The organism is Pseudomonas sp. HLS-6 TE3448, from assembly GCF_053629555.1.
The window spans coordinates 3,324,688-3,345,533 of sequence record NZ_JBRJIO010000001.1 but is presented as its reverse complement, the minus strand read 5'-3'; the positions used below and the strand labels follow the sequence as shown (position 1 = coordinate 3,345,533).

The 20,846-nt window shown below is 63.1% G+C and carries 18 protein-coding genes; 3 read left to right on the top strand and 15 right to left on the bottom strand.

Annotated features, from left to right (window positions below; all coding sequences use genetic code 11):
- Positions 1-2: 2 nt before the first annotated feature.
- The 8 genes from AB7M23_RS15515 to AB7M23_RS15480 all read right to left on the bottom strand — a co-directional run bounded on the left by AB7M23_RS15515 (position 3) and on the right by AB7M23_RS15480 (position 8,175).
- Entirely contained in the window at positions 3-1,157 is a 1,155-nt protein-coding gene (locus AB7M23_RS15515; protein ID WP_454241239.1) for an acyl-CoA dehydrogenase family protein, read from the bottom strand.
- The gene (locus tag AB7M23_RS15510; RefSeq protein ID WP_454241238.1) at positions 1,154-2,359 is read right to left on the bottom strand and encodes an acyl-CoA dehydrogenase family protein; all 1,206 of its coding nucleotides are present in this window, start codon (positions 2,357-2,359) and stop codon (positions 1,154-1,156) included. The genes AB7M23_RS15515 and AB7M23_RS15510 overlap by 4 nt, the downstream gene beginning before the upstream one ends.
- An 83-nt stretch (positions 2,360-2,442) precedes the next feature.
- Complete coding sequence (locus AB7M23_RS15505) at positions 2,443-3,612, bottom strand: acyl-CoA dehydrogenase family protein (RefSeq protein WP_065760543.1); 1,170 nt, start codon at positions 3,610-3,612, stop codon at positions 2,443-2,445.
- 11 nt (positions 3,613-3,623) lie between these two features.
- Positions 3,624-4,802 (bottom strand): lipid-transfer protein, encoded by a 1,179-nt coding sequence (locus AB7M23_RS15500; protein ID WP_454241237.1) that lies wholly within the window; start codon positions 4,800-4,802, stop codon positions 3,624-3,626.
- Positions 4,803-4,819: 17 nt separating this feature from the next.
- Positions 4,820-5,239, bottom strand: coding sequence for a MaoC family dehydratase (locus AB7M23_RS15495; protein WP_065760545.1), 420 nt, complete (start codon positions 5,237-5,239; stop codon positions 4,820-4,822).
- The gene (locus AB7M23_RS15490) at positions 5,211-6,344 is read right to left on the bottom strand and encodes an acyl-CoA dehydrogenase family protein (RefSeq protein WP_454241236.1); all 1,134 of its coding nucleotides are present in this window, start codon (positions 6,342-6,344) and stop codon (positions 5,211-5,213) included. The genes AB7M23_RS15495 and AB7M23_RS15490 overlap by 29 nt, the downstream gene beginning before the upstream one ends.
- A gap of 11 nt (positions 6,345-6,355) precedes the next feature.
- On the bottom strand, positions 6,356-7,333 hold the full coding sequence (locus tag AB7M23_RS15485; protein ID WP_099774237.1) for a bifunctional MaoC family dehydratase N-terminal/OB-fold nucleic acid binding domain-containing protein: 978 nt from the start codon (positions 7,331-7,333) through the stop codon (positions 6,356-6,358).
- A gap of 56 nt (positions 7,334-7,389) precedes the next feature.
- Entirely contained in the window at positions 7,390-8,175 is a 786-nt protein-coding gene (locus AB7M23_RS15480) for an SDR family oxidoreductase (RefSeq protein ID WP_065760547.1), read from the bottom strand.
- A 142-nt stretch (positions 8,176-8,317) separates the two neighbouring features.
- On the opposite strand from AB7M23_RS15480, the gene AB7M23_RS15475 reads away from it, so the two are divergent.
- Positions 8,318-9,103 (top strand): enoyl-CoA hydratase, encoded by a 786-nt coding sequence (locus AB7M23_RS15475; protein ID WP_065760548.1) that lies wholly within the window; start codon positions 8,318-8,320, stop codon positions 9,101-9,103.
- 108 nt (positions 9,104-9,211) lie between these two features.
- On the opposite strand, the gene AB7M23_RS15470 is transcribed toward AB7M23_RS15475, so the two are convergent.
- The 5 genes from AB7M23_RS15470 to AB7M23_RS15450 form a co-directional block, all read right to left on the bottom strand.
- Entirely contained in the window at positions 9,212-9,970 is a 759-nt protein-coding gene (locus AB7M23_RS15470; protein WP_330523135.1) for an SDR family oxidoreductase, read from the bottom strand.
- A gap of 20 nt (positions 9,971-9,990) precedes the next feature.
- A complete protein-coding gene (locus AB7M23_RS15465) occupies positions 9,991-11,688 on the bottom strand; it encodes an FAD-binding protein (RefSeq protein ID WP_454241235.1) in 1,698 nt (565 codons plus the stop codon).
- Positions 11,689-11,696: 8 nt separating this feature from the next.
- Complete coding sequence (locus AB7M23_RS15460) at positions 11,697-13,406, bottom strand: FAD-binding protein (RefSeq protein ID WP_065760550.1); 1,710 nt, start codon at positions 13,404-13,406, stop codon at positions 11,697-11,699.
- Positions 13,407-13,529: 123 nt separating this feature from the next.
- Positions 13,530-15,221, bottom strand: a complete 1,692-nt coding sequence (locus AB7M23_RS15455; protein WP_454241234.1) for a methyl-accepting chemotaxis protein — start codon at positions 15,219-15,221, stop codon at positions 13,530-13,532.
- Between the two features lie 23 nt (positions 15,222-15,244).
- On the bottom strand, positions 15,245-16,681 hold the full coding sequence (locus AB7M23_RS15450) for a coniferyl aldehyde dehydrogenase (protein WP_454241233.1): 1,437 nt from the start codon (positions 16,679-16,681) through the stop codon (positions 15,245-15,247).
- Between the two features lie 199 nt (positions 16,682-16,880).
- On the opposite strand from AB7M23_RS15450, the gene AB7M23_RS15445 reads away from it, so the two are divergent.
- Both AB7M23_RS15445 and AB7M23_RS15440 read left to right on the top strand, forming a co-directional pair.
- Positions 16,881-17,864, top strand: a complete 984-nt coding sequence (locus tag AB7M23_RS15445) for a flavin reductase family protein (protein WP_099774232.1) — start codon at positions 16,881-16,883, stop codon at positions 17,862-17,864.
- Between the two features lie 17 nt (positions 17,865-17,881).
- Positions 17,882-19,192, top strand: coding sequence for a spinster family MFS transporter (locus AB7M23_RS15440; RefSeq protein WP_454242182.1), 1,311 nt, complete (start codon positions 17,882-17,884; stop codon positions 19,190-19,192).
- A gap of 64 nt (positions 19,193-19,256) precedes the next feature.
- Here the strand turns inward: AB7M23_RS15440 and AB7M23_RS15435 are convergent, their stop codons facing one another.
- Positions 19,257-20,021 carry an enoyl-CoA hydratase gene (locus AB7M23_RS15435; RefSeq protein ID WP_454241232.1) on the bottom strand — a complete coding sequence of 255 codons (765 nt, stop codon included), beginning with the start codon at positions 20,019-20,021 and terminating at the stop codon, positions 19,257-19,259.
- A 585-nt stretch (positions 20,022-20,606) separates the two neighbouring features.
- Positions 20,607-20,843, bottom strand: coding sequence for a twin-arginine translocase TatA/TatE family subunit (tatA, locus tag AB7M23_RS15430; protein WP_454241231.1), 237 nt, complete (start codon positions 20,841-20,843; stop codon positions 20,607-20,609).
- Positions 20,844-20,846 lie beyond the last annotated feature (3 nt).

Below are 20,846 nucleotides of genomic sequence, written 5' to 3'. Positions count from 1 at the left end.
CTTCAGGCGCAGGCCTCGTCGAGGGCCGAATAGCGTTCGCAATGAAAATCCCGGTCGCCCAAACAGGCCTGGGCAACGCGCACACGCTTGAGGTAAAGGCCGACATCCAGTTCATCGGTGACCCCGATGCCACCGTGCATCTGTACGGCTTCATTGCTGACCTTGATTGCCGTATCACCGGCCTTCCACTTCGCCAGGCTGACCAGTCTGCCGCGTTCGGCGACACTCAGGCTGGCGTCGTCCAGGGCCGCCAGCCCGGCCATGACTGCGCTGCGGGCCAGGGCCAGATCGACGTACAACTGGGCGGCACGGTGTTGCAGGGCCTGGAACGAGCCAATCGGCGTGTCGAATTGCACGCGGGTCTTGAGGTAGTCGAGGGTGGTCTGGAACAGTTGCTCGGCCATGCCCAACAGTTCTGCGGCCAGGCACGCACGACCGCGGTCCAGCGCGGTGTCCAGCGCGGCCCAGCCATCACCGAGCGTGCCCAACAGTGCGTCACTGCCCAGTTGCACACCGTCCAGCCGTAACCGCGCACAGTTACGCGAGTCGATCAACGGCAAGGCGCTGCAATTCAGGCCAGGGGTATCGGCAGGTACCAGGAACAGGCTGATCCCCTGTGCCTCACCCGCATGCCCCGAGGTACGCGCAGCCAGCAGGTACGCATCGGCGCCAACCCCGTCGACCACCCAGTACTTGTCACCCCGCAAACGGAAACCGTCACCCTCGACCACCGCCTCAAGGGCCGTACCCAACGGGTTATGACGTGACTGTTCATCCAGCGCCAGGGCCAGGCGTTTCTCGCCGCTGATCAGGGCATTCAGCCAGCGGTCCTGCTGTTGCGGGTTGCCCGCAAGGTGCAATAGCGAACCACCCAGCACCACGCTCGACAGCAAGGGCGTGGCCGCCAGGTTGTGGCCGATAGACTCGAACACCGGCCCAAGCCCCATGCAGCCAAAGTCCAGGCCCCCGTAATTTTCCGGAAATGGAATCGCACTCCAGCCCAGGTCCACGGCGGCTTGCCACAGCTGCGGATCAAAACCGAGCACCGAGCCCTCGTCGCGCAGCCGACGCTGGACCGCGACCGGGCTGCGCGCCGCGAGAAAATCCCGGGCACTGTCGGCGAGCAAGCGCTGCTCTTCGCTGTAGCGCAGGTTCATGGCGTCACTCCTTTCTTTGCATCGGGCAGACCAAGCACGCGCTTGGCGATGACATTGAGCTGGATCTCCGAGGCACCACCGGAAATCGTCAGGGCATAGCTGTTCAACCAGGCCCGGGTAATCGCCTGTTGCTGGGCACTGAAGGCCTCGCTTTGCCAGCCGAAGGCATGCCCGCCCATGGCATCGAGCAGGACTTCGAACTTGTCGCGCTCCTGCTCGGTGTGCACCAGTTTCATGATCGACATCAGGCCACTGACGTCGTCACCGAACCTGGCTTCTTCAGTCATGCGCTGAACCGTCAGGCCATAGGCGTGTTCATTCATCGCGCAGGCCACGGCGCGGGCATGCAGCGCCTGTTCGCCTTGGCTTTGAGGGCGCGGCAGGTACTCACGCAGCAGCGAAAGCAAATGGAAATGCGAGGGCAGGCTGATCTCGCCAAACTTCGACATGGCCTTGCGTTCGTGCTGCAGCAGGTACTTGCCCAGGTTCCAGCCGCCATCCATAGGGCCGATCAGTTGCTGCTTGGGCACCTTCACCGCATCGAAGAACACCTGGCAGAACGCCGATTTGCCGCTGATCAGGTCAATCGGTACCGCCTTGACCCCAGGGCTGCGCATATCCAGCACGATCAGGCTGATACCTTCATGCTTGGGCACCGTGGGGTTGGTTCGTACCAGAGCGTACATCCAATCGGATTTATCGCCGTAGGACGTCCAGATCTTGCTGCCATCAACGACAAAGTGGTCGCCAGCATCACGGGCCGCCATTTTCAGGCTGGCAAGGTCGGAACCCGCGTTAGGCTCTGAGAAGCCCTGACACCAGCGCACTTCACCCCGGGCCATGGGCGGCAATAACGTCCGCTTCTGCTCCTCACTGCCAAATGCCAGCAGCACCGGCCCAAGCATCCAGATGCCCAGGTTGATCTGGGGCGGGCGACACTTGAGCCTGCGCATTTCGCTCTCAAGGACCGCCAGTTGCTCTTCGCTCAAGCCCGCACCGCCGTACTCCTCGGGCCATTCCGGGCAGAACCAGCGCTTGTCACGCATGCGCTCAAACCACAACCGGGCGTCTTCGCTGGGGAACTGCGGCTGGCTGGCACCCCACACCACTTCGCCCTCCGCCATGGCGGTTCGCATGGACAAGGGGCAGTTGGCCTCCAGCCAGGCACGGGTCTCGTGCCTGAATTGCTCAATCGTGCTCATGAAATTCACCCTCGACCCGGCCCCGGACTCAGTCCGGAGCGGGTACTGTTCTTGTTGTATTGGCTGAGCGGCGCGGGGCGCTGTCAGCGTTGGGTACGTGGCATGCCCAGGCCGAACTGGGCGATCAGTTCACGCTGAATTTCGTTGGTGCCACCGCCAAACGTCAGGGTGACCGAAGAGCGCAGTTCGTACTCCAGCTCCCCTTGCAACAAGGCCGCTGACGAGCCGCTGCGCAACGAACCGTTGGCGCCGAGAATGGCGGCGAGCTTGCGCAGTATCTCGATGGCTGACTCGGAGCCATACACCTTGGTGGTCGAACTCAGGGCCACATCCATGCGCTGCTGCTCAAGGTCGGCGGCGATACGCAAGTTGATCAGGCGCATCGCTTCCAGGCGGGCATAACACTCTGCCAACGAACTGCGCACCCAGCCCTTGTCCATGGCCCGTCGGCCCTGTTCATCACGGCAACGCGCCCACAGGTAGACCCGGCGGAACAATGCGACGACCTTGTCCGACCACGAGCCAAGCCCAAGCCGCTCATGGTTGAGTTGCTCGGTGATCAGCTTCCAGCCACCGTGCAGCTCCCCAACCAGCATGTCCTTGGGCACCCGCACGTTGTCGTAATAGGTGGCAGTCGTGGCAATGCTGGTGGTCGGGATCAGTGTCGTGGAGAACCCGGGCGCCTGGGTATCGAGGATCAGGATCGAAATCCCCTTGTGACGCGCTTGCGTGGGGTCAGTGCGTGCCGCCAGCCAGATGTAGTCCGCCGCATCGGCACCGGACGTCCACAATTTGTTGCCATTGACCACGAACTCATCGCCTTGCAGGCGTGCGCTGGTCTTGAGAACCGCCAGGTCACTGCCGGCGTCCGGCTCGGAGTAGCCGATGGCAAACATGATCTCGCCCGCAGCGATGCCCGGCAGGAAGCGCTCCTTTTGCAGCGCGCTGCCATGGGTCATCAGGGCCGGGCCAACAGTGCTGATGGTCACGAACGGCAATGGCGCACCGGCAATGTTGGCCTCTTCAAAGAAAATCAACTGCTCAGTGGCCGCGTAGCCTTGGCCACCATGCTCTTTGGGCCAGCCAACAGCCAGCCAACCGTCGCGGCCCATTTGCCGAATGGTTTGCCGGTACAGCTCGCCGCCTTCCTGGCCCCGCAACTGCTCACGCAGCTGCGGGGTCATCAGCGCCTGGAAGTAGTCCCGCACCTTGTGGCGCAGGGCGTGTTGTTCAGGAGTCAGATCAACGAACATATAACGCCTCCTTAGGCCGCGCCGAGAATCAGGCCGCTGGTCGGCACGCCGGTACCGGCAGTGACCAGCACGTTTTCTACCGCCGGCACCTGGTTGACTGCGGTGCCGCGCACCTGCCGTACCGCTTCGGCGACTCCGTTCATGCCATGAATGTAGGCTTCGCCCAGTTGTCCGCCGTGGGGGTTGATCGGCAACTTGCCGCCACGGGCATGATGGCCCGCGCGGATGAACTCCTTGGCCTCACCACGCTTGGCGAAACCGAACTCTTCCAGTTGCGGCAGCACGAACGGGGTGAAATGGTCATAGATCACCGCTGTCTGAAACGCTTCCGGCCCCAGCCCTGACTGGCGATAAAGCTCACGGGCCACCACGCCCATTTCCGGCAACCCGGTAATGTCGTCACGGTAGAACGAGGTCATGATCTGCTGACCGTCAGTAATGCCCTGGGAACCGGCCTTGATCATCACCGGCTTCTGGCGCAGATCGCGGGCACGCTCCGCCGAAGTGATCACCATGGCCACGGAGCCATCGGACTCCTGGCAGCAGTCGAGCAGGTGCAGCGGTTCGCAGATCCAGCGCGAGGCCTGGTGCTCCTCGAGGGTAATCGGCTTGCCGTAGAAAAACGCCTGGGGGTTGGTCGCGGCAAAATCACGCACGGCCACTGCGACCCGACCGAAATCCTCGGACGTGGCCCCATAGGTGTGCATGTAGCGTTGAGCGAACATGCCCACCCAGGCCGCCGGCGTATGGAAGCCGTGGGGCATGTACCAGCCGTAGTTGACGTTCTCGAAGATCGGCGTCGAGGCGAAACCGTACGTGCCGGTACCGAAGCGATACCAGGACCGCTCGTTCATGGCCCGGTAGACCACCACCACTTTTGCTACACCGGTGGCCACCGCCATGGCCGCGTGCATGATCGGCGCACACGCCGCACCACCGCCGTGGGGCACTTGCGAAAAGAACTTCACGTCCTTGCAACCCAACAGGCGGGCAATTTCGTATTCCGGAACCTTGTCCACCGAGTAAGAGCTGAAGCCCTCAACCTCGGAAGGGTCAATGCCCGCATCCTTCAGCGCGCTCAGCGTGGCTTCAAGGGCCAGGCGCAGTTCCGTGCGCCCGGAGTTCTTGGAAAACTCGGTCGCGCCCAAACCAACTATCGCGGCGCGTCCGGATATCGACGAAGTCGTCATGTCTGTGTCTCCGGCTGTCAGGGCAGGACCAGCGCGACCGTACCGGTCACGTGGTTGCCCATGGAATTTTTGCCGCTGAGGGTGACTTCCACCGTACGGGTGTCGGCATCCTGGCGGGTCACGCTGCCGCTGAAGGTCATGCAGTCACCGGGGTAGTTCGGTGCACCCAGCTTGATTTTCAGTGAGGTGAACGTGGCCAACGGCCCCGCCCAGCCTTCGACATAACGTTGCACCAGCCCGTTGGTGGTCAGGATGTTCATGAAGATATGCGGTGAGCCCAGTGCGCGGGCTGCCTCCAGGTCATGGTGCCCCGGAAAATAATCCCGGGTGGCAATCGCTCCACCGGTGATCAGGCCGACCGTGATTGGAACCGCCAGTTCAGGCAGCACTTCGCCGGGGCGCACGTCTTCAAAGCGCTTGGTGTTCTTCGAGGTCATATTTCCATCCCAGCTTGTCGTTATCGCTCAGCCAATCGCCGAGACGTTCCAGGCTTGCCGCCGAACCACCCAGGGCGAGGCCCAGGGCGCGGCTCCAATAGAGAAAACGGTGGATCGGGTACGTCAGATCGACGCCGATACCGCCATGCACGTGCTGTGCGATGTGGCCAATGCGATGTCCCGCTTCACACGCCAGATAAGCGGTAGCCAGCGCTTCCGACGGCGACGGCAAACCCGCGTCGAGGCGATAGCAGAGTTGCCAAAGCACACTGCGCAGGGCCTCAAGGGCGATATGCGCATCGGCCATGCTCATTTGCACCGCCTGGAAGCTGCCGATACGCCGCTCGAACTGCTGACGCTCACTGACATAGGCCACGGTGCGGCGGATCTGCTCCTCGCTGACACCCAACTGCAACGCGGCCAAGGCTGCCACGCTGCGCGGCTCCAGCCAGGCCAGGGCGGCACTGGGCAGCAACTGCGGGGCCGCAACGCGCAGGCCCTCGACATGCACATCGGCCACGGCTTCACCGTGGGTAAGCACCGCTGGCACACGGGTTACCTGTGCGACCGAAAGGTCAAGCAGCAACAACCGCGGCTGGCCGTCTACGTCTGCCAGCACCAGTGCCGCCTGTGCCTGTTCACCCAGGGCCACGGCCGCAACCCGACCATTGATTTCCCAGCCCTCGGCACACGGACGGGCCTGAAGCTCGATGCCGCAGGCACTGCCAAGGGCATCGATGGCCAGGGTCAGCATGGCTTCACCCGAGGCGGCTTTTTCGGCCCAGGTCGCGAGCTCGGGCAATGCGAACTCGGCAAGGGTCGCTGCGGCCAGTTGATGCCGCCACAGCGGCACCTGTGCCAAGCCCTTGCCCTGAGCCTGCAACACCAGCATCAGCTCGGTCATGCCCAGGCCACTGCCACCGTGGGATTCAGGAATCGCCAAGGCGTGCAGCCCGGTTTCAATGCAGAGCGCCCAGAGTGGAGCCATCAGCGGCTCACCACTGGTATCCCAGCGACGCAGGTAGTCGTCGTGGCAGTGGTCGACAAACAGGCTGTCAGCCATCTGCGCAATCGCGCGCTGGTCTTCGGTCAATTCAAAATTCATGGGGTCAACTCCTACGCGCCGACGGGCCGAAACAGGGGCAAGGTCAGCGCGTCATCGAAGGTCTGGAACTCGACCTGCAAACGCTGGCCGATCTGCAACTGCTCACGCTCAATGCCGACCAACCCGGCGATCAGGCGTACGCCCTCCTCCAGCTCGATCAGACCGATGGGGTTCGGGTGATCGAACGGCGCGACCTCCGGGTAGTGCATGACCACAAACGAGTAGAGGCTGGCGCGACCACTGGCCTGGACGGTGTCCCAGTCGAAGCTGTGGCACTGGATGCAGACCGGCGCGGGTGGATGGCGCAAGGTGGCGCAGGCCGTGCAACGCTGGATCAACAGTTGGCCCTGTGCGCAGCCCTCCCAGAAGAACCGGGTGTCGTCACTGATGCCCGGTTGCGGGCGCTTGGCCTTGGCAGGTGCAGCGGCTACGGCCGGCGCAGGCGCGGCTGGCTGAGCATTGGCCGGGCGAAACTTGAACACGCGGAACAGCAACTCGCCTACCGGTTCGTCACCACCGGCCTTTTCGACGAAGTGGCTCATCACCAGGGTGACAAAGAAGCCCGTGCCCAAGGCGGTGGTTTTTTCATCGCCCACCGCATCCAGGCGGGTGGTGTAGTAGAGCTTTTCACCCAAACGCAGGGGGCGCGTGAAGCTCAGCTCGGAGTTCACTGCCACGACCGAGTTATAGCCGTACTGCTCGAACAGCTTGAGCACTTCATAGGGGTTTTCGTCGGTGGAGCCTGGCGGATAGTGGTTGGCATGGAAGCCTTCCATGGTCCACACCTGCAACATCGCCGGCGGCGCAATCAAGCCCTCATGGGGCGTGCCGAGGGCAAACGCAGGATCGGTGTAGAGCGGGTTCTCGACACCCATGATCTCGCACCACTGACGAATCATCGGTGCATTGACCTCATCCCAGGCATACACACGACCGTATTGGCGCCCCACTAGGGCGCGCACATTGGATAGCAATTGTGGATCAGCCAAAGTCGTCTCCTGCAAATTGAGGGCGGCAACCGGACCCGGCCGCCACCATGGGTCGATCAGGTGGGCAGAACCTGCGCCGCACCGAGAAACGCCGGACGTTCGCCACCGCCATGCAGCAGCAGGTTGCAGCCGCTGGCGTAGCTGGCCAGCGGCGAGGCGATGTACAGGCAGGCATTGGCGACATCCGCCGCCACGGCCATGCGACCGGCCGGGATACCGGCGCTGACGGCGGCGATACCGGCGTCGTTGCCGTAATGCAGGTGGGCCTGTTCCGTCAGCACCAGGCCCGGGCTGACCGCGACCACACGAACCTTCGGCCCCCACTCCACCGCCAGCGACTGCACCAACGACAGGACGCCAGCCTTGGCCGCGCCATAGGCCGCAGTCCCGGGTGAGGCGCGCAGGGCGCTGATGCTGCCGATAAACACGATGCAACCGCCCTGCACTTGCGCCTGCATCAGGCGGTTGGCGTGCTGGGCGACATTAAGAGGCGCGATCAGGTTGAGACGAATGATGCTGTCGTGAAAACGTGGCGATGCGCTGGCGGCCTCGGCTGCCGGGCTACCGCCTGCGTTGTTGATGACCACGTCAAGGCGGCCAAAATCGCGACTGATGGTGTCGAACAGCGCCTGTAGCGAGTCCGGGTCGCGCACGTCCGCCGGGATGAAGATGGCGCGCTTGCCCTCCAGCGTCGGCACCTGCTCAGGCGCTGAGCGGGCGCAGACGATCACCTGCGCATCGGCCGCCAGAAACTCACGCGCAATGCCCGCGCCAATGCCCTTGGTACCGCCGGTGACGAGCACCACCTTGCCACTGTAATCAAGCCCCGAATGCAGCCCCATGTCGCGCTCCTTAATTCTGCTGACAGGGTTCACTCTAGGGACAAAGCCAGGCCCATTCTTCGTCTGAACGGACGATGAATCATCACCGTCCGGCCGTGACACTGGCAGGCATTCACCTGACGCCTGGCTCACGAGGACGCTCATGCCTGATTCATCCGCTCCACCGGTTCTGCTCGAACGCCCGCTGCCTGGCGTAGCCCTGCTGCGGCTCAACCGTCCGCACGCGACCAACGCCCTGAGCCTGGAGTTGCAAGCCTTGCTGTCGCGTTACTTCAGCGAACTGAGCGCCGACCCACAGGTGCGTTGCATCCTGCTGACGGGCGGCGACAAGGTGTTTGCCGCAGGCGGCGATATCAACAGCATGGCCGGCGTCGGCCCTATCGATATCTACCGGCGCCATACCGAACGGGTCTGGGCGCCGATTCAGCACTGCCCGAAACCGGTGATCGCGGCGATCTGCGGGTACGCCTATGGCGGTGGCTGCGAGTTGGCGATGCTTGCCGACCTGATCGTCGCCGGGCGCAGCGCACGCTTCTGCCAACCGGAAATTCGTATCGGCATCATGCCGGGCATTGGCGGTACCCAGCGATTGGTCCGCGCCGTGGGCAAGGTAAAGGCCATGCGCATGGCCCTGACCGGGCAACCGATCAGCGCCGAAGAAGCCTGGGTGGCCGGCCTGGTCAGTGACCTGGTGGACGATGACCAGGTCCAGGCTCACGCCCTGGAGCTGGCCCGCGTCATCGCGGCGATGCCGGCATTGGCCGCCGAACAGATCAAGGAAGTGATTCTCGCCGGCATGGACGCGCCGCTGGAGGCCGGTCTGGCACTGGAGCGCAAGGCCAATGCCCTGCTGTTCGCCTCCCGAGACCAGAAAGAAGGCATGCAAGCCTTTATCGAAAAGCGCCCGGCACAATTCGAGGGGCATTGAACGGCATCGCCCCGCCAGAACGCGAACGTAGCACTGCAACACAGCACAAGGCCGCTTGCCCGTTTCAACAGGCAAGCGGCCTTGCGCAATCAAGCACTAACGTGATGATCAGATGCTCATCACCATCTGCCCACTGTCGATGCGCAGTTCGACGCCGTTGATGGCCCGGGACTCATCGCTGGCAAGAAACAGCACACTGGCCGCCACATCCTCGGGCAAGCACATGCGGTTCATCGGGTCACTGTCGATGGTCAGGCGGACCGGGTCGACGCCCTGCGGGAAGCCGCCACTGGTCATGTCGGTGAGTACGCCGTCCGGGTGCAGGGTATTGCAGCGGATCCGGTACTTGCGTCGTCGGCAGAGCACCGCCACTGAACGCGACAAGGCCGCCACAGCGCCTTTCGAAGCACTGTAGGCCATGAAATCATCACGCCCGGCCAGTGCCGCAATCGACGACAGGTTGATGATCGAACCACCGCCCTCCTTCATCAGCGCAATCCCCTCGCGACAGCCGAGAAACACACTGTCGGCATTGACCCGCATGACCTTCTGCCAGTCCTGCACCGAAGTTTCTTCGACTGAACCGCTCAGCAGTATGCCGGCATTGTTGAGCAGGATATCCAGGCGGCCATAGCGCTCACGCAAGTGCGCCATGACCTGCTTCCACTCTGCCTCGCTGCTGGCGTCATGGCGGATAAACGCCGCAGCCGGGCCGATCTCGGCAGCCAGTGCCTCACCGGCAACGACGTCGATATCGCTGATCAGCACCTGTGCGCCTTCAGCCGCCAACAACCGTGCACTGGCACGGCCAATACCCTTGGCACCGCCAGTCACCAGCGCCACCTTGCCATGAACCCGTCCGGGCATGTTGTTCTCCTTGATCGTCATCAGCTCATCTCGTGTGCGCGGTTATGTTGCAGTGGCTGTGCACGGTTGATTGCGGCTGCCGTCCCGGCGCGACGCCCGGAGAACACGCAATCGGCCAGTGATAGACCACTGATGTACAGGTGTGAGGGAATACCCAGGGCGGTGCGACCGGCAGCGTAAAGGCCCGCAATGGGCTGCCCTTGGGTATCCAGCACGGCCCCGTTGCCCTCATCCACCCGCAAACCACCCAGGGTCAACGCCCCTAGCGGGAAGACCGGGTTGGTCACGGAAATGTCGCAGGCGTAGAACGGGCCCTGCTCAAGCACCTGGCGACCGCCTGGCGACTTGCCGAATGGATCGGGCGCCTCACCACGCGCAGCCGCATTGTTGGCCTGCAGCGACTGGCGCAACGCGCTGGCCTTCATGCCAGTGACCGTAGCCAGTTGTTCCAGGCACTTGCCCTTGCTCACCTTGAGCAGCATCAACGCCAGCGCCGGCACGCTCTGGAACCACCAGTACCCACCGAACAGTGCCTCCCGGATCGCCTTCTTGCGCAGCGGGGCATCGAGCACCAGCCAGGCCTTGCCGCCCTGCTCCTCCATCAACGGCTGACCCAGCGTCGCGCCATAGACCTCTTCGTTGCAGAAACGCTGGCCTTGGCTGTTGACCACGATGCCCTTGTGCCAACTGTAGGGCGGATTGATGAACCGCCAGGCCGACACCCGATTCAGCGCAGCGCCCTCACCACCAGCGCTCACGCCCAGGCGCAGGCCGCTGCCGTCACAGCCGGTGGCGCCTACCTTGAAGTTGCGGCGAAATTTCGGCGCGTGCTGCTTGATCAGTTCGCGGTTGAAGATGAACCCGCCCGTACTGAGGATCACCCCGTTCCGGGCCCTGACCAGCCGTGGCCGGGCGAATTCGCGCTCCAGTTGGCTGACCCTCAGGCGTAACCTGTCACAGTAGGCCGGGGAAAAGTTCTGCAAGCGCTCGGCACGGGCAGCCCAACGGGCGTGCAGCTTCGCCTGCTTGCTGCCCGGCGGCAGGCACCACAGCTCGGCACCAATCACCCGGCCCTCCTGGTCAAGTACCAGGCGCTTGGCGGCTGATTGCAGCAGTGGCCGCACCCCGGCGCGCAGGCAAGCCGCCTTGAGGTGCGCATACAGCACTGCACCACACTGGCCTTTGCCGACCGTACGGTGGCCGCGTGGCGCCGGTGGCAACGGGCCGCTGTGCTGCGGTACCAGCTCATTGCCGGAGTAGTAGAGGAAGTAGCCGTCGGGTGGATAGGACGTCTTGCCACCTGGTGGCATCTGGTGCGCGTAAGGCGCACCGTGGCTTTCCAGCCAATCGAGGTTGGCCACGCTGTCCGCACAAAAACGCCGCAGGGTCTCGTCGCTGACCACGCCCTGGGTTTCGTGCTTGAGGTAATCAAACATGGCCTCGGGGGTGTCACTGAAGCCTGCGGCGTGCTGATACCGGGTCCCCCCACCGGCATACACGACGCCACCGCTCTTGGCACTGGCGCCGCCACCTGTGAAACGGTCGGCGATCAGCACATCGGCGCCATTGGCGCGGGCCTCCAGTGCCGCACAGGCCCCGGCCGCGCCCCAACCGATGATCAGCACATCGCACTGCTCATCCCATGTCACGCTACTGCTGTCGGCAACGCGCAATGGTGCCTGAATCGCCGTACAGGTGCTGTTATCAGACATCTCCATGACGGCTCCTAACGCTGGCTGGCGAGGTGGTTGGCAGCGACATAGGCGAAGGTCATCGCCGGCCCGAGGGTGCCGCCCGCCCCCGGATAACTGGTACCCATTACCGAAGCGGAGCAGTTGCCGATCGCGTACAGGCCGTCGATGGGCGTACCGTTGTCGCGCACCACTTGTGCATGTTCGTTGGTCAGCAAGCCGCCCTTGGTGCCAATATCACCGGCATCCAGGCGCATGGCGTAGTACGGCCCCTTGCGCAGGGGCGCCAGGCACGGGTTGGGCTTGATATTGCTATCGCCGTAGTAACGGTCGAACACATTGCCGCCACGGTCGAAGTCCAGGTCCTGGCCGGTGCGCGCATAGTCGTTGACCTTGTCCACTGTGCGCTCAAGGCCCACTGCATCGACGCCGATCTGTTCGGCCAGTTGCGCCAGGGTGTCGGCCTTCCAGTACAAGGTGTTCAACCATTCCTTGCGCAGACGGCTGTCAGGCATGACCTGGGCCGGCATCAACGGGCCCATGGCGTAGTGGAAGCGGAAATGCCCGTCAAAAATCACCCAGGCCGGCACGGACTTTCCGCCTGTACGCTGATTGTCGCGGAGCATGGCATCGACAAACTCCAGGTACGGAGCCGCTTCGTTGACGAAGCGTTGCCCCTCGCCGTTGACCACGATTGCCCCGGGGAATGCCCGCTCGGCAAAGATACCGCGCGGTTTTTCCTCTCCTGGCACGGCAATGGTCGGCGCCCACCAGGCCCAGTCCATCAACGCGGTCGCCGCGCCCTGGGCGATCCCCGCTTCCAACGCAGCACCGGTGTTGTTACCCGGTGGCGTCGCACTCCAGGCCATGCGGGTCGGCTTGGGCAGGTATTGCTCGCGCAATGCCTGGTTCTGCTCGAAGCCACCGGAGCCCAGAATCACCCCGTAACGCGCATGCAGCTGCTTTTCCTGACCCTCACGTTGCACCGTGACCCCCGTGACTCGGCCCTGCTCCGTGAGCAACCCACGAAAATCGGTGTTCAGCCACAACGGCACGTTACGGTCCATCAGAGAACGACGCAGTGACGCAACCAACGCACTGCCAAGGGCCGCGCGGCGGTCGAATTTACTTTTGCGCCGCCATTTGAAGTCCAGTTTGTAGCGCAGCATCAGGCCCATGATCAGCCAGCGCCAGCCGAAGCTGCGGGCCATGGCCTTGTGCGCATGCCGGGCAGTCCAGGCAATACGCCCCATCAGCAAGGTCGAGGGTGACGGCTTGCGCAGGTTGTCCAGTTCCTCGCCGAGCAGGCTGGTGTCGAACAACTCGGGGTCGAGGGTGCGTCCTCCGGGCAGCGAACCAGGCAAATGCGGGTAGTAGTCCGGGTACTTGGCAGCCACCGCATAACGTACCCGACTGGTACGGGTGAGCGCCTCGATCATCTTTGGCGCATTGTCCAGGTAGGCCTGCAGGCGTGCATCATCGACGTGCTCGCCAGCCGCGGCCTTGAGGTAGCGCATCGCCAACTCGAAGCTATCGTTACCGCCCTGGCGAGCAAAGTAGTGATTGTTCGGGATCCAGATCCCACCGCCGGAAATAGCCGAAGTACCACCGTACTTGTCGCTTTTTTCCACGATCAGCACACTGAAACCCTGGTCGGCGAGGAAGACCGCCGACGTCATCGCACCTGCACCCGAACCAACGACGATCACGTCGTAGTGGGTTTGAGACTGAACTTGAGCCGTCATTGTTGTTATGCCATTAGCTGAGGTCAGGAAAGACCGCCGACGACGATACGGGGACGCTGGCGGTGTGCATCCCATGATCACGGCTGACCGGGGCGCTCTCATCGTCAAAGCGGACTAGACCCGTCAGACGACATTGAACCTGGCGGACAACTGGTCCAGTGCACGCGCCAACTGCTCCAGGTCAGACGCCGCCGCGGCACTGCGGCCGGCATTGGCCGAGAGCACGCCGGTGCCGGCCGAAACGCTCTCAACGCGCGCGACCATTTCCTGGGTAACCCGTACCTGTTCGGCGATCACCACAGCAATGGTGTCGACGCTTCGAATCACATCGTCAGTACCACTGCGGATCTGCGCCACCGAGTCGCCGGCCTCCTCTGCCAGCCCGACCCCATCACGTACCCGGCTGATTACCCGATCCATCCCGCCAACCACCGCCTGGGTCCCCTCCTGGATGTGTTGTACCGTGAGGTCGATTTCACCGATTGAACGGGCCGTACGTTGCGCCAACAGCCTGACCTCATCGGCCACCACGGCAAAGCCACGGCCCTGCTCTCCTGCCCTTGCGGCCTCGATGGCGGCGTTCAGCGCCAGTAAATTGGTTTGTTCGGCAATGCTGCGAATCACATTCAGCACCGTACTGATCTCGCCGGAGAAGACTTCCAGCTCACGGATATGCACGGCGGTGTCGCTGATCACGTCGCTGATGCGGTTCATTCCATGGGCCATATCGCGGATAAAACCTTCGCTTTTGCCCGAGCGCCCCGCCGAGTGCTGCGTGATGTTGCGCGAAACCCCGACCTGGGTGTCGACTTCGCTGATTGAACCCGACAGTTGCTCAACTGCAGAAGAAATGCCGCGCACGGCGTCAGCCTGCTGCTGCGCAGCCAACGAGGCCAGCTCTGCCGATTCGGCCATGTGCGCCGCCTCGTGACTGACACGCTGCACCAACGAGCGCATCTGCGAGATCAACCCGTGCAGGCTGTCGCGCATTGTCGCGATATCACCCAGCATCCGGGCAAACTCATCGCGCCCCTTGACCTCGATGGGCTGCGACAGGTCGCCACTGGCAATCGCGCGCACACTGGCGCCCGCCTGGGCAAAAGCCCGTTTCAGGCGACGCAAGGTCGAGAACGCGGTAACGCTGCCAGCCAACACCCCCACCACCGCCAGCAACAGGTACGCCAGCAGGGTCGAGCGATAGCGTTGCTGGGCGAGGTCGTATGCCCGCGCAGCCGCTTCCTTCTGCAACGTCTGCAGCTTGCCCAGTTCAATACCCGCCGCATCGCCAGCAGGTTCGGCCATGCGCAGGAACGAAATGATGCCGGACAGCCGATAGTCACCCGCGCGCAAGGACTCCAGCAAAAGCTCCAGCTCACCCAGCCAGGCCTGGTAATGGCCATCGAAGGCCTCGGCCACCTGCTGTTCATGGCTGGACAAGGGGCGTTGGCGGTAGCTGGCCCACACCTGAGCAAGCGCGTGATTGTTGGCTTCGATGGCCGCTAGCGTCACATCGATCGAGCGGTCGAACGCCGCCACCAGCGGGCCTTCCGGGTCATGCTGAATGGCAAGCAACACCAGCCGCCGACTTTCGTCGAGACGGTGCTGAACCTCACCGACAGTGAGCAGCGTCGCCAGATTGTCTTCATTGATGGTACGCAGACTGTCACGGGCCTGTTGCAGGCCATAGCCACCAAAACCGACCGCAACGATAAACAACAGTGTGGCCAACAACGCCCAGAACCACAGGCGCTGGGCAATAGTGATCGCGTTGAACATAAGCAACGGTAAACCCCGTAGAGGCGACAAGGCGCTCATCCGAGCGCCCCATGCACAATGAGTCAGTCAGCGGTGACCATGGCCATCATGGCCGCGAGGTAATGCTCGCTATACGGCGGCAGCAGGCCCCATTCACGCCGCGGGTCATGCGCAGGCGCCTTGAACACGGTGCGCAGGTGACTGAACTCAAGAAACCCTTCACGGCCGTGGTAATGCCCCATGCCAGAGGCGCCCACGCCACCGAACGGCGCATCGTGCATCGCCGCATGCATCATCACGTCATTGACGGTGACGCCGCCCGACAGGGTGTGCTCCAGTACCCGCTGCTGCTCCTGTTGATCCTCGCCAAAGTAGTACAGCGCCAGCGGTCGTGGCCGGGCGTTGATGTCGGCGATCACCCCATCAAGGTCTTCATACGTGAGCACCACCATGGCCGGGCCAAAGATTTCTTCGCGCATGATCTGGCTGTCACCCGGCGGATTGACCACCACACGCAGGGGCCGGCGACGGTCCTCGGCATCAACCGCCAACGCCTCCGGCAGGCTTTCGATGCGAGCCCCCAGGGCCCGGGCCTCGTCCACATAGCCTTCGACACGGGCCAGATGCCGCTGATTGACCACTGCCACCACATCCGGGTTGCCGGCAACCGAGGGGTTGAGCTCGCAATAGGCACTGCGCAAGGCGCTGAGGAAAGTTTCAAGGTGCGCCTGCGGTACATACACCAGGTCGGGACTGATGCAGATCTGCCCGCCATTACAGGCTTTGGCTGCGGCGATGCTGAACGCCGCCTTGTTCAGGTCGGCACTGCGCGCAATGATCACTGGCGACTTACCGCCCAACTCCAACGTCACCGGTACCAGGTTCTGCGCAGCATTACGCATCACAGCGCGACCAATCGCAGTACTGCCGGTAAACACCATGTGGTCGAACGGCTGGGCAGTGAAGCCTTCCGCCAGCTCAGCGCCCCCCGTGACCACGGCGATCTCCAGCGGGTCAAGGTGCTCAGCACACAACTGTGCTACCAACTCAGCGGTACGCGGAACCACCTCCGACGGTTTGAGAATCGCCCGGTTGCCCGCCGCCAGTGCGCAAGCCAGCGGGCTGAACAAGGTAAACAGCGGGGCGTTCCAGGTACCGATGATGCCCACCGTCCCTTTGGGCTGATACATGACCCAGGCCTTGGCGCCCAGTTGGTCGTAGGGCGCGAATGCCGGGCGTGGCTCGTCCTGCATCCAGAGGTGCAGGTTGTCCCGCGCATGCTTGAGCGACGAGAGAGAACCCAGCACATCGTTCATCAGGGAAAAGCCTGCAGGCCTGCCGCCGAAATCCTGATCCATCGCTTCGGTCAACACACCGTGGTGACGCACGAGCAGGTCGATCACCTGCTGAATACGCCGACGACGTGTGTCGGCACTGACCGCGCCGGCGCTGTTAAAGGCTTGTTTTTGCCGGGATAACAGGCTCGAAAGCGCTTGTACGGATGACGTGGCTGAACTCATTCGTGTCCCCTCGCTGGTGCTGGCCCCAAGGCCCGGAAGCGCCGGATGCGCATGAGGCCACACTAGTCGCGGGGCGACGCCCGGCGCTTCGTCCGATCGGACGAGAATCGAACAAAAGCGTTAGTCCGTTGAGACGATGTACAGCGCCCTGCGGCGACCAATACTGGCCACACGAAAACTCCACTCCATGAGGTCTATCATGGCTATGCAAAACGCCAGCTTCGATCCCCAGGCCTTCCGCGCCGCGCTCGGTACCTTCACTACCGGGGTTACGATCATCACGACCCAGGCCGAAGACGGCTCACCGGTGGGGATCACCGCCAACAGCTTCAACTCGGTATCGCTCAACCCGCCACTGGTGCTCTGGAGCCTGTCGAAGAACGCCCGCAGCCTGCCGGTTTTCAGCAACGGCAAGCACTGGAATGTGCATGTCCTGTCCACCGAACAGGAAAAACTCTCGGGGCGCTTCGCCACCCAGGGCGAAGACAAGTTTGCCGAAGTCCAACTCGATAATGGCGTCAGCGAGGCGCCTTTGCTGCAAGACTGCACCGCACGCTTCCAATGCCGTACTGCCTTCCAGTATGAGGGCGGCGACCATGTGATCTTTGTCGGGGAAGTACTGGCCTTCGATCACAGCGACCGGGCGCCGCTGGCGTTCCAGAGCGGCCAGTATGCGCTGGCCACCCGCAAGCCGCGCAGCGAGCTGCGCCTGGCAACCACACCGCCGCCACCGGAATGCAGCTACACCGAAGACCTGCTCGGCTACTTGCTCGGGCGCGGGCACTACCAGGTGCTCAATGCCCTGCGGCGCATGGTGAGCAACCAGCAGCTGGACGAACAGGCCTTTTTCATTCTCTCGGTGCTGTGTATCCGCGATAACCTGAGCCTTGAGGAAATCAACACCTTTGTCAGCTACACCGGCCATGAGGTCACACTGGCCGGCATGCGCTTTCTCGAGCGCCAGCACCTGGTGGCGATCGAGGGCGATGCCGATCAGTTGCGTTTCGTGCTCACGGCAAACGGCCGCGAGGTGTCGCTGCAACAGTTGGCGCTGGCCAAGGTGGTGGAGGAAGAACTGTCGGCCAAGCTCGGCAGTGCCGACGCGCAAGCCCTCAAGGTCTTGCTCAAGCGCCTGATTGTAGTGAGCGACCCCGGCTTGCCCGATCTCTGGGCGCCGCGATGACGACCGGCGCAACCGTCATGCCGGCCACCTCGGTCGGCTGGCGCAGCCACGGCCTGTTGTTGCTGCTGGCACTGGTATTCGCCGACAATTTTGTCGGGCGCCAGATACTTGCGGTGATGATTGAGCCAATCAAGTCGGAGTTCGGGGTTGGCGACACGGCCATGGGCCTGATCTCCGGGCTGGCCTTCGCGGCGGTGTATGCGCTGATGGGCTTGCCGGCGGGACGTCTGGTGGATCGTCTGCCGCGTACGCGCCTGCTCGCACTGTCGTGCCTGCTCTGGGCGGTGGCAACGATGGCCTGCGGGCTGGCCGGCAGCTTTCTGGTACTGGCCATTGCCCGGATGCTGGTCGCGGTCAGCGAATCACCAACGACCTCGGCATCCCTGTCCTTGATCGCCGACCTGTATCCACCGCATCGACGTTCACTCGCCATCAGTTGCTTCACCGCCGCACCAACGTTTTCCTCGATCATCGGCTTGAGTATCGGTGCCTGGGTGGTCGAAGTGTATGGCTGGCGTACAGCATTCATTGCCCTTGGCCTGCCCGCCCTATTGTTTGCCGCCATCATGGCCATCGTGGTGCGCGACCCGGTACGGGGGCGCTGGGACCTGAGCCCTGCTCCCGCCCATGCCCACGCGCCACTGCTCGGCATGGGCGCTGAAGCCCGCAAGCTATGGGCGCTGCCTGCCTATCGCTGCCTGATACTGGCGGGCGGCCTGACCACGCTCAGCTCCTACGCCATTGGCATGTGGAACACCAGCTTCCTGGTACGCTCCCACGGCCTCTCGCTGCAACATGCCGGCCTGTTGGCTGGGGTCATCTGCGGCACCGCCGCCGGTGTCGGGGGCCTGTTCAGCGGCTGGTTGAGCGACCGCCTGAGCCGACGCAACCCGCACTGGCAGCTCTCGATTCCGGTGCTGGGTCACTTGACCGCCATCGCCACCCTGAGCACCTACCTGCTCTGGCCCGACACCGTGCTGGTCACGCTCGGCAGCGTACCGATTCCAACGGCCATGGTGTGGTGTGCGCTCTACAGCTTCTTCGCCGTTTGGTGGGTAGCGCCGTCCTACAACCTTGTCACCCAATTGGTACCGTCCAACCGGCGCGGTACGGCCATGGCCCTGCAAACCATCGTCAGCACACTGCTCGGTGTCGGCATCGGGCCGCTGGTGACCGGCCTGTTCAGCGACATGCTGCAACCCCTGCTTGGCCAGCAGTCCTTGCGTTATGCGCTACTGCTGGTAAGCCTGCCGGTCATTGGCTCCGTACTGTTGCTGATCCGGACCTCGACCCACGCCTCCAGAACGGCCTATAGCCACGCGCTGTAAGCCTTGAACCACGCGTGTTTTCTTCGATGGGCAGCCTGTTCAAACACGGCTGCCCATCCCTCGATCAGAACCGGCTGAAATCCGGTTTACGTTTCTCGGAGAAGGCTGCGATCGCTTCTCGGGCGGCCTCTGCGTCAAGCATTTGAGCAAAGCGCTTCGCTTCTTCATTGATGCGTGCCTGCACGTCGCTGGCATCTGCCAGTTTCAGCAGGCGCTTGGTCTCCATGACAGCACTCGACGGTTGCTGGGCAATCTTGCGTGCCTGGGACAACGCGAAGTCAAGGACGGCTTCCGGTGGCAGCACGCGATTGACCAGCTTCGACTGCAGCGCAAACTCGGCATCGAACGGCTCGCCGGTCAGCAACGCCTCGGCAGCGCCTTGATGACCAAACAGCTTGGGCAAGAGCAAGCTGGACGCGGCTTCCGGGCAAAGGCCAAGACTGACGAAAGGCACGCTGAAACGGGCGTTGGTGCCCGCATAGACCAGGTCGCAGTGCAGCAACAGCGTCGTGCCGACACCGACCGCCACGCCACAGACCGCCGCGACAATCGGCTTGGGAAATGCGCTCAAGGTGCGCAAGAAACGCCAGACCGGGGCATCCTCGGTCGCGGGCGGATGCGCGATGAAGTCACCAAGATCATTGCCGGCAGAGAAGACCTGCTCACTGCCGCGAATCAGCACCACGCGAACCTCGCGGTCAGCCGCGGCACTGACCAGCACCTCACTGAGCGCGTCATACATGGTCGCGGTAATGGCGTTTTTCTTTGCTTCACGGTTAAAAGCAATCGTGAGGACGCCGGCCTCCTGAGTGGTGAAAATATCGCTCATCCTTGCCTCATTGGTTAAGTAAGCCACATGCCACCCGAGTATGCCTTGCCAGCTTTCGCGGGTGTTGAAAACCAATAGGACAAAGACGTCGCCTGCCGGCGTTATCGCGGCTTTCAGTGAATGCGCGGCGTCTGCATCGCGGGCAAGCCCCGATCCTACAGCACGAGCTCTGTTGGAGCTGGCTTGCCTGCGATGGCGTCGGTGCGGTGCCCATGAGTTCGCGGCGTTTGCATCGCGGGCAAGCCCGGCTCCTACAGGCTGGCGCAGGCTCTGTTGGAGCTGGCTTGCCTGCGATGGCGTCGGTGGGGTATCCGCGAGTGCGCGGCGTTTGCATCGCGGGCAAGCCCGGCTCCTACAGCTGGTGCGGGCTCTGTTGGAGCTGGCTTGCCTGCGATGGCGTCGGCGCGGTGTCAGTGAATGCGCGGCGCCTGCATCGCGGGCAAGCCCGGCTCCTACAGGCTGCACGAGCTCTGTTGGAGCTGGCTTGCCTGCGATGGCCTCGGCGCGGTGTCAGTGAGTGCGCGGCGTCTGCATCGCGGGCAAGCCCGGCTCCTACAGCTTGCGATGGTTTCAGCGAGGCGTCAGTCAGCGGTTGCCAGGGTGTTCCTCGCGTGCGGCGTGCTGAGCCTCACGGGCTTCACCTTCAACCCGCGCCGACGCTACTGCCGGCGCCGGTACATCATCCTCGCTGTTCACCGAACGGCGAAAACCCTTGATCGATTCACCCAGGTCAGCACCCAGGTTCTTCAGGCGCTTGCTACCAAACAGCAGCACCGCCACGACCAACACTACCAGCCAGTGTTTCCAGTCAAACACACCCATGAT

What these genes read in the sequence shown, in the direction of transcription:
- AB7M23_RS15515 (WP_454241239.1), bottom strand. Translation starts at nt 1,157, where the DNA reads ATGAACCTGCGCTACAGCGAAGAGCAGCGCTTGCTCGCCGACAGTGCC.
- AB7M23_RS15505 (WP_065760543.1), bottom strand. Translation starts at nt 3,612, where the DNA reads ATGTTCGTTGATCTGACTCCTGAACAACACGCCCTGCGCCACAAGGTG.
- AB7M23_RS15440 (WP_454242182.1), top strand. Translation starts at nt 17,882, where the DNA reads ATGCCGGCCACCTCGGTCGGCTGGCGCAGCCACGGCCTGTTGTTGCTG.
- AB7M23_RS15475 (WP_065760548.1), top strand. Translation starts at nt 8,318, where the DNA reads ATGCCTGATTCATCCGCTCCACCGGTTCTGCTCGAACGCCCGCTGCCT.
- tatA (WP_454241231.1), bottom strand. Translation starts at nt 20,843, where the DNA reads ATGGGTGTGTTTGACTGGAAACACTGGCTGGTAGTGTTGGTCGTGGCG.
- AB7M23_RS15490 (WP_454241236.1), bottom strand. Translation starts at nt 6,344, where the DNA reads ATGAATTTTGAATTGACCGAAGACCAGCGCGCGATTGCGCAGATGGCT.
- AB7M23_RS15480 (WP_065760547.1), bottom strand. Translation starts at nt 8,175, where the DNA reads ATGGGGCTGCATTCGGGGCTTGATTACAGTGGCAAGGTGGTGCTCGTC.
- AB7M23_RS15510 (WP_454241238.1), bottom strand. Translation starts at nt 2,359, where the DNA reads ATGAGCACGATTGAGCAATTCAGGCACGAGACCCGTGCCTGGCTGGAG.
- AB7M23_RS15470 (WP_330523135.1), bottom strand. Translation starts at nt 9,970, where the DNA reads ATGCCCGGACGGGTTCATGGCAAGGTGGCGCTGGTGACTGGCGGTGCC.
- AB7M23_RS15500 (WP_454241237.1), bottom strand. Translation starts at nt 4,802, where the DNA reads ATGACGACTTCGTCGATATCCGGACGCGCCGCGATAGTTGGTTTGGGC.
- AB7M23_RS15435 (WP_454241232.1), bottom strand. Translation starts at nt 20,021, where the DNA reads ATGAGCGATATTTTCACCACTCAGGAGGCCGGCGTCCTCACGATTGCT.
- AB7M23_RS15450 (WP_454241233.1), bottom strand. Translation starts at nt 16,681, where the DNA reads ATGAGTTCAGCCACGTCATCCGTACAAGCGCTTTCGAGCCTGTTATCC.
- AB7M23_RS15495 (WP_065760545.1), bottom strand. Translation starts at nt 5,239, where the DNA reads ATGACCTCGAAGAACACCAAGCGCTTTGAAGACGTGCGCCCCGGCGAA.
- AB7M23_RS15455 (WP_454241234.1), bottom strand. Translation starts at nt 15,221, where the DNA reads ATGAGCGCCTTGTCGCCTCTACGGGGTTTACCGTTGCTTATGTTCAAC.
- AB7M23_RS15445 (WP_099774232.1), top strand. Translation starts at nt 16,881, where the DNA reads ATGGCTATGCAAAACGCCAGCTTCGATCCCCAGGCCTTCCGCGCCGCG.
- AB7M23_RS15460 (WP_065760550.1), bottom strand. Translation starts at nt 13,406, where the DNA reads ATGACGGCTCAAGTTCAGTCTCAAACCCACTACGACGTGATCGTCGTT.
- AB7M23_RS15465 (WP_454241235.1), bottom strand. Translation starts at nt 11,688, where the DNA reads ATGGAGATGTCTGATAACAGCACCTGTACGGCGATTCAGGCACCATTG.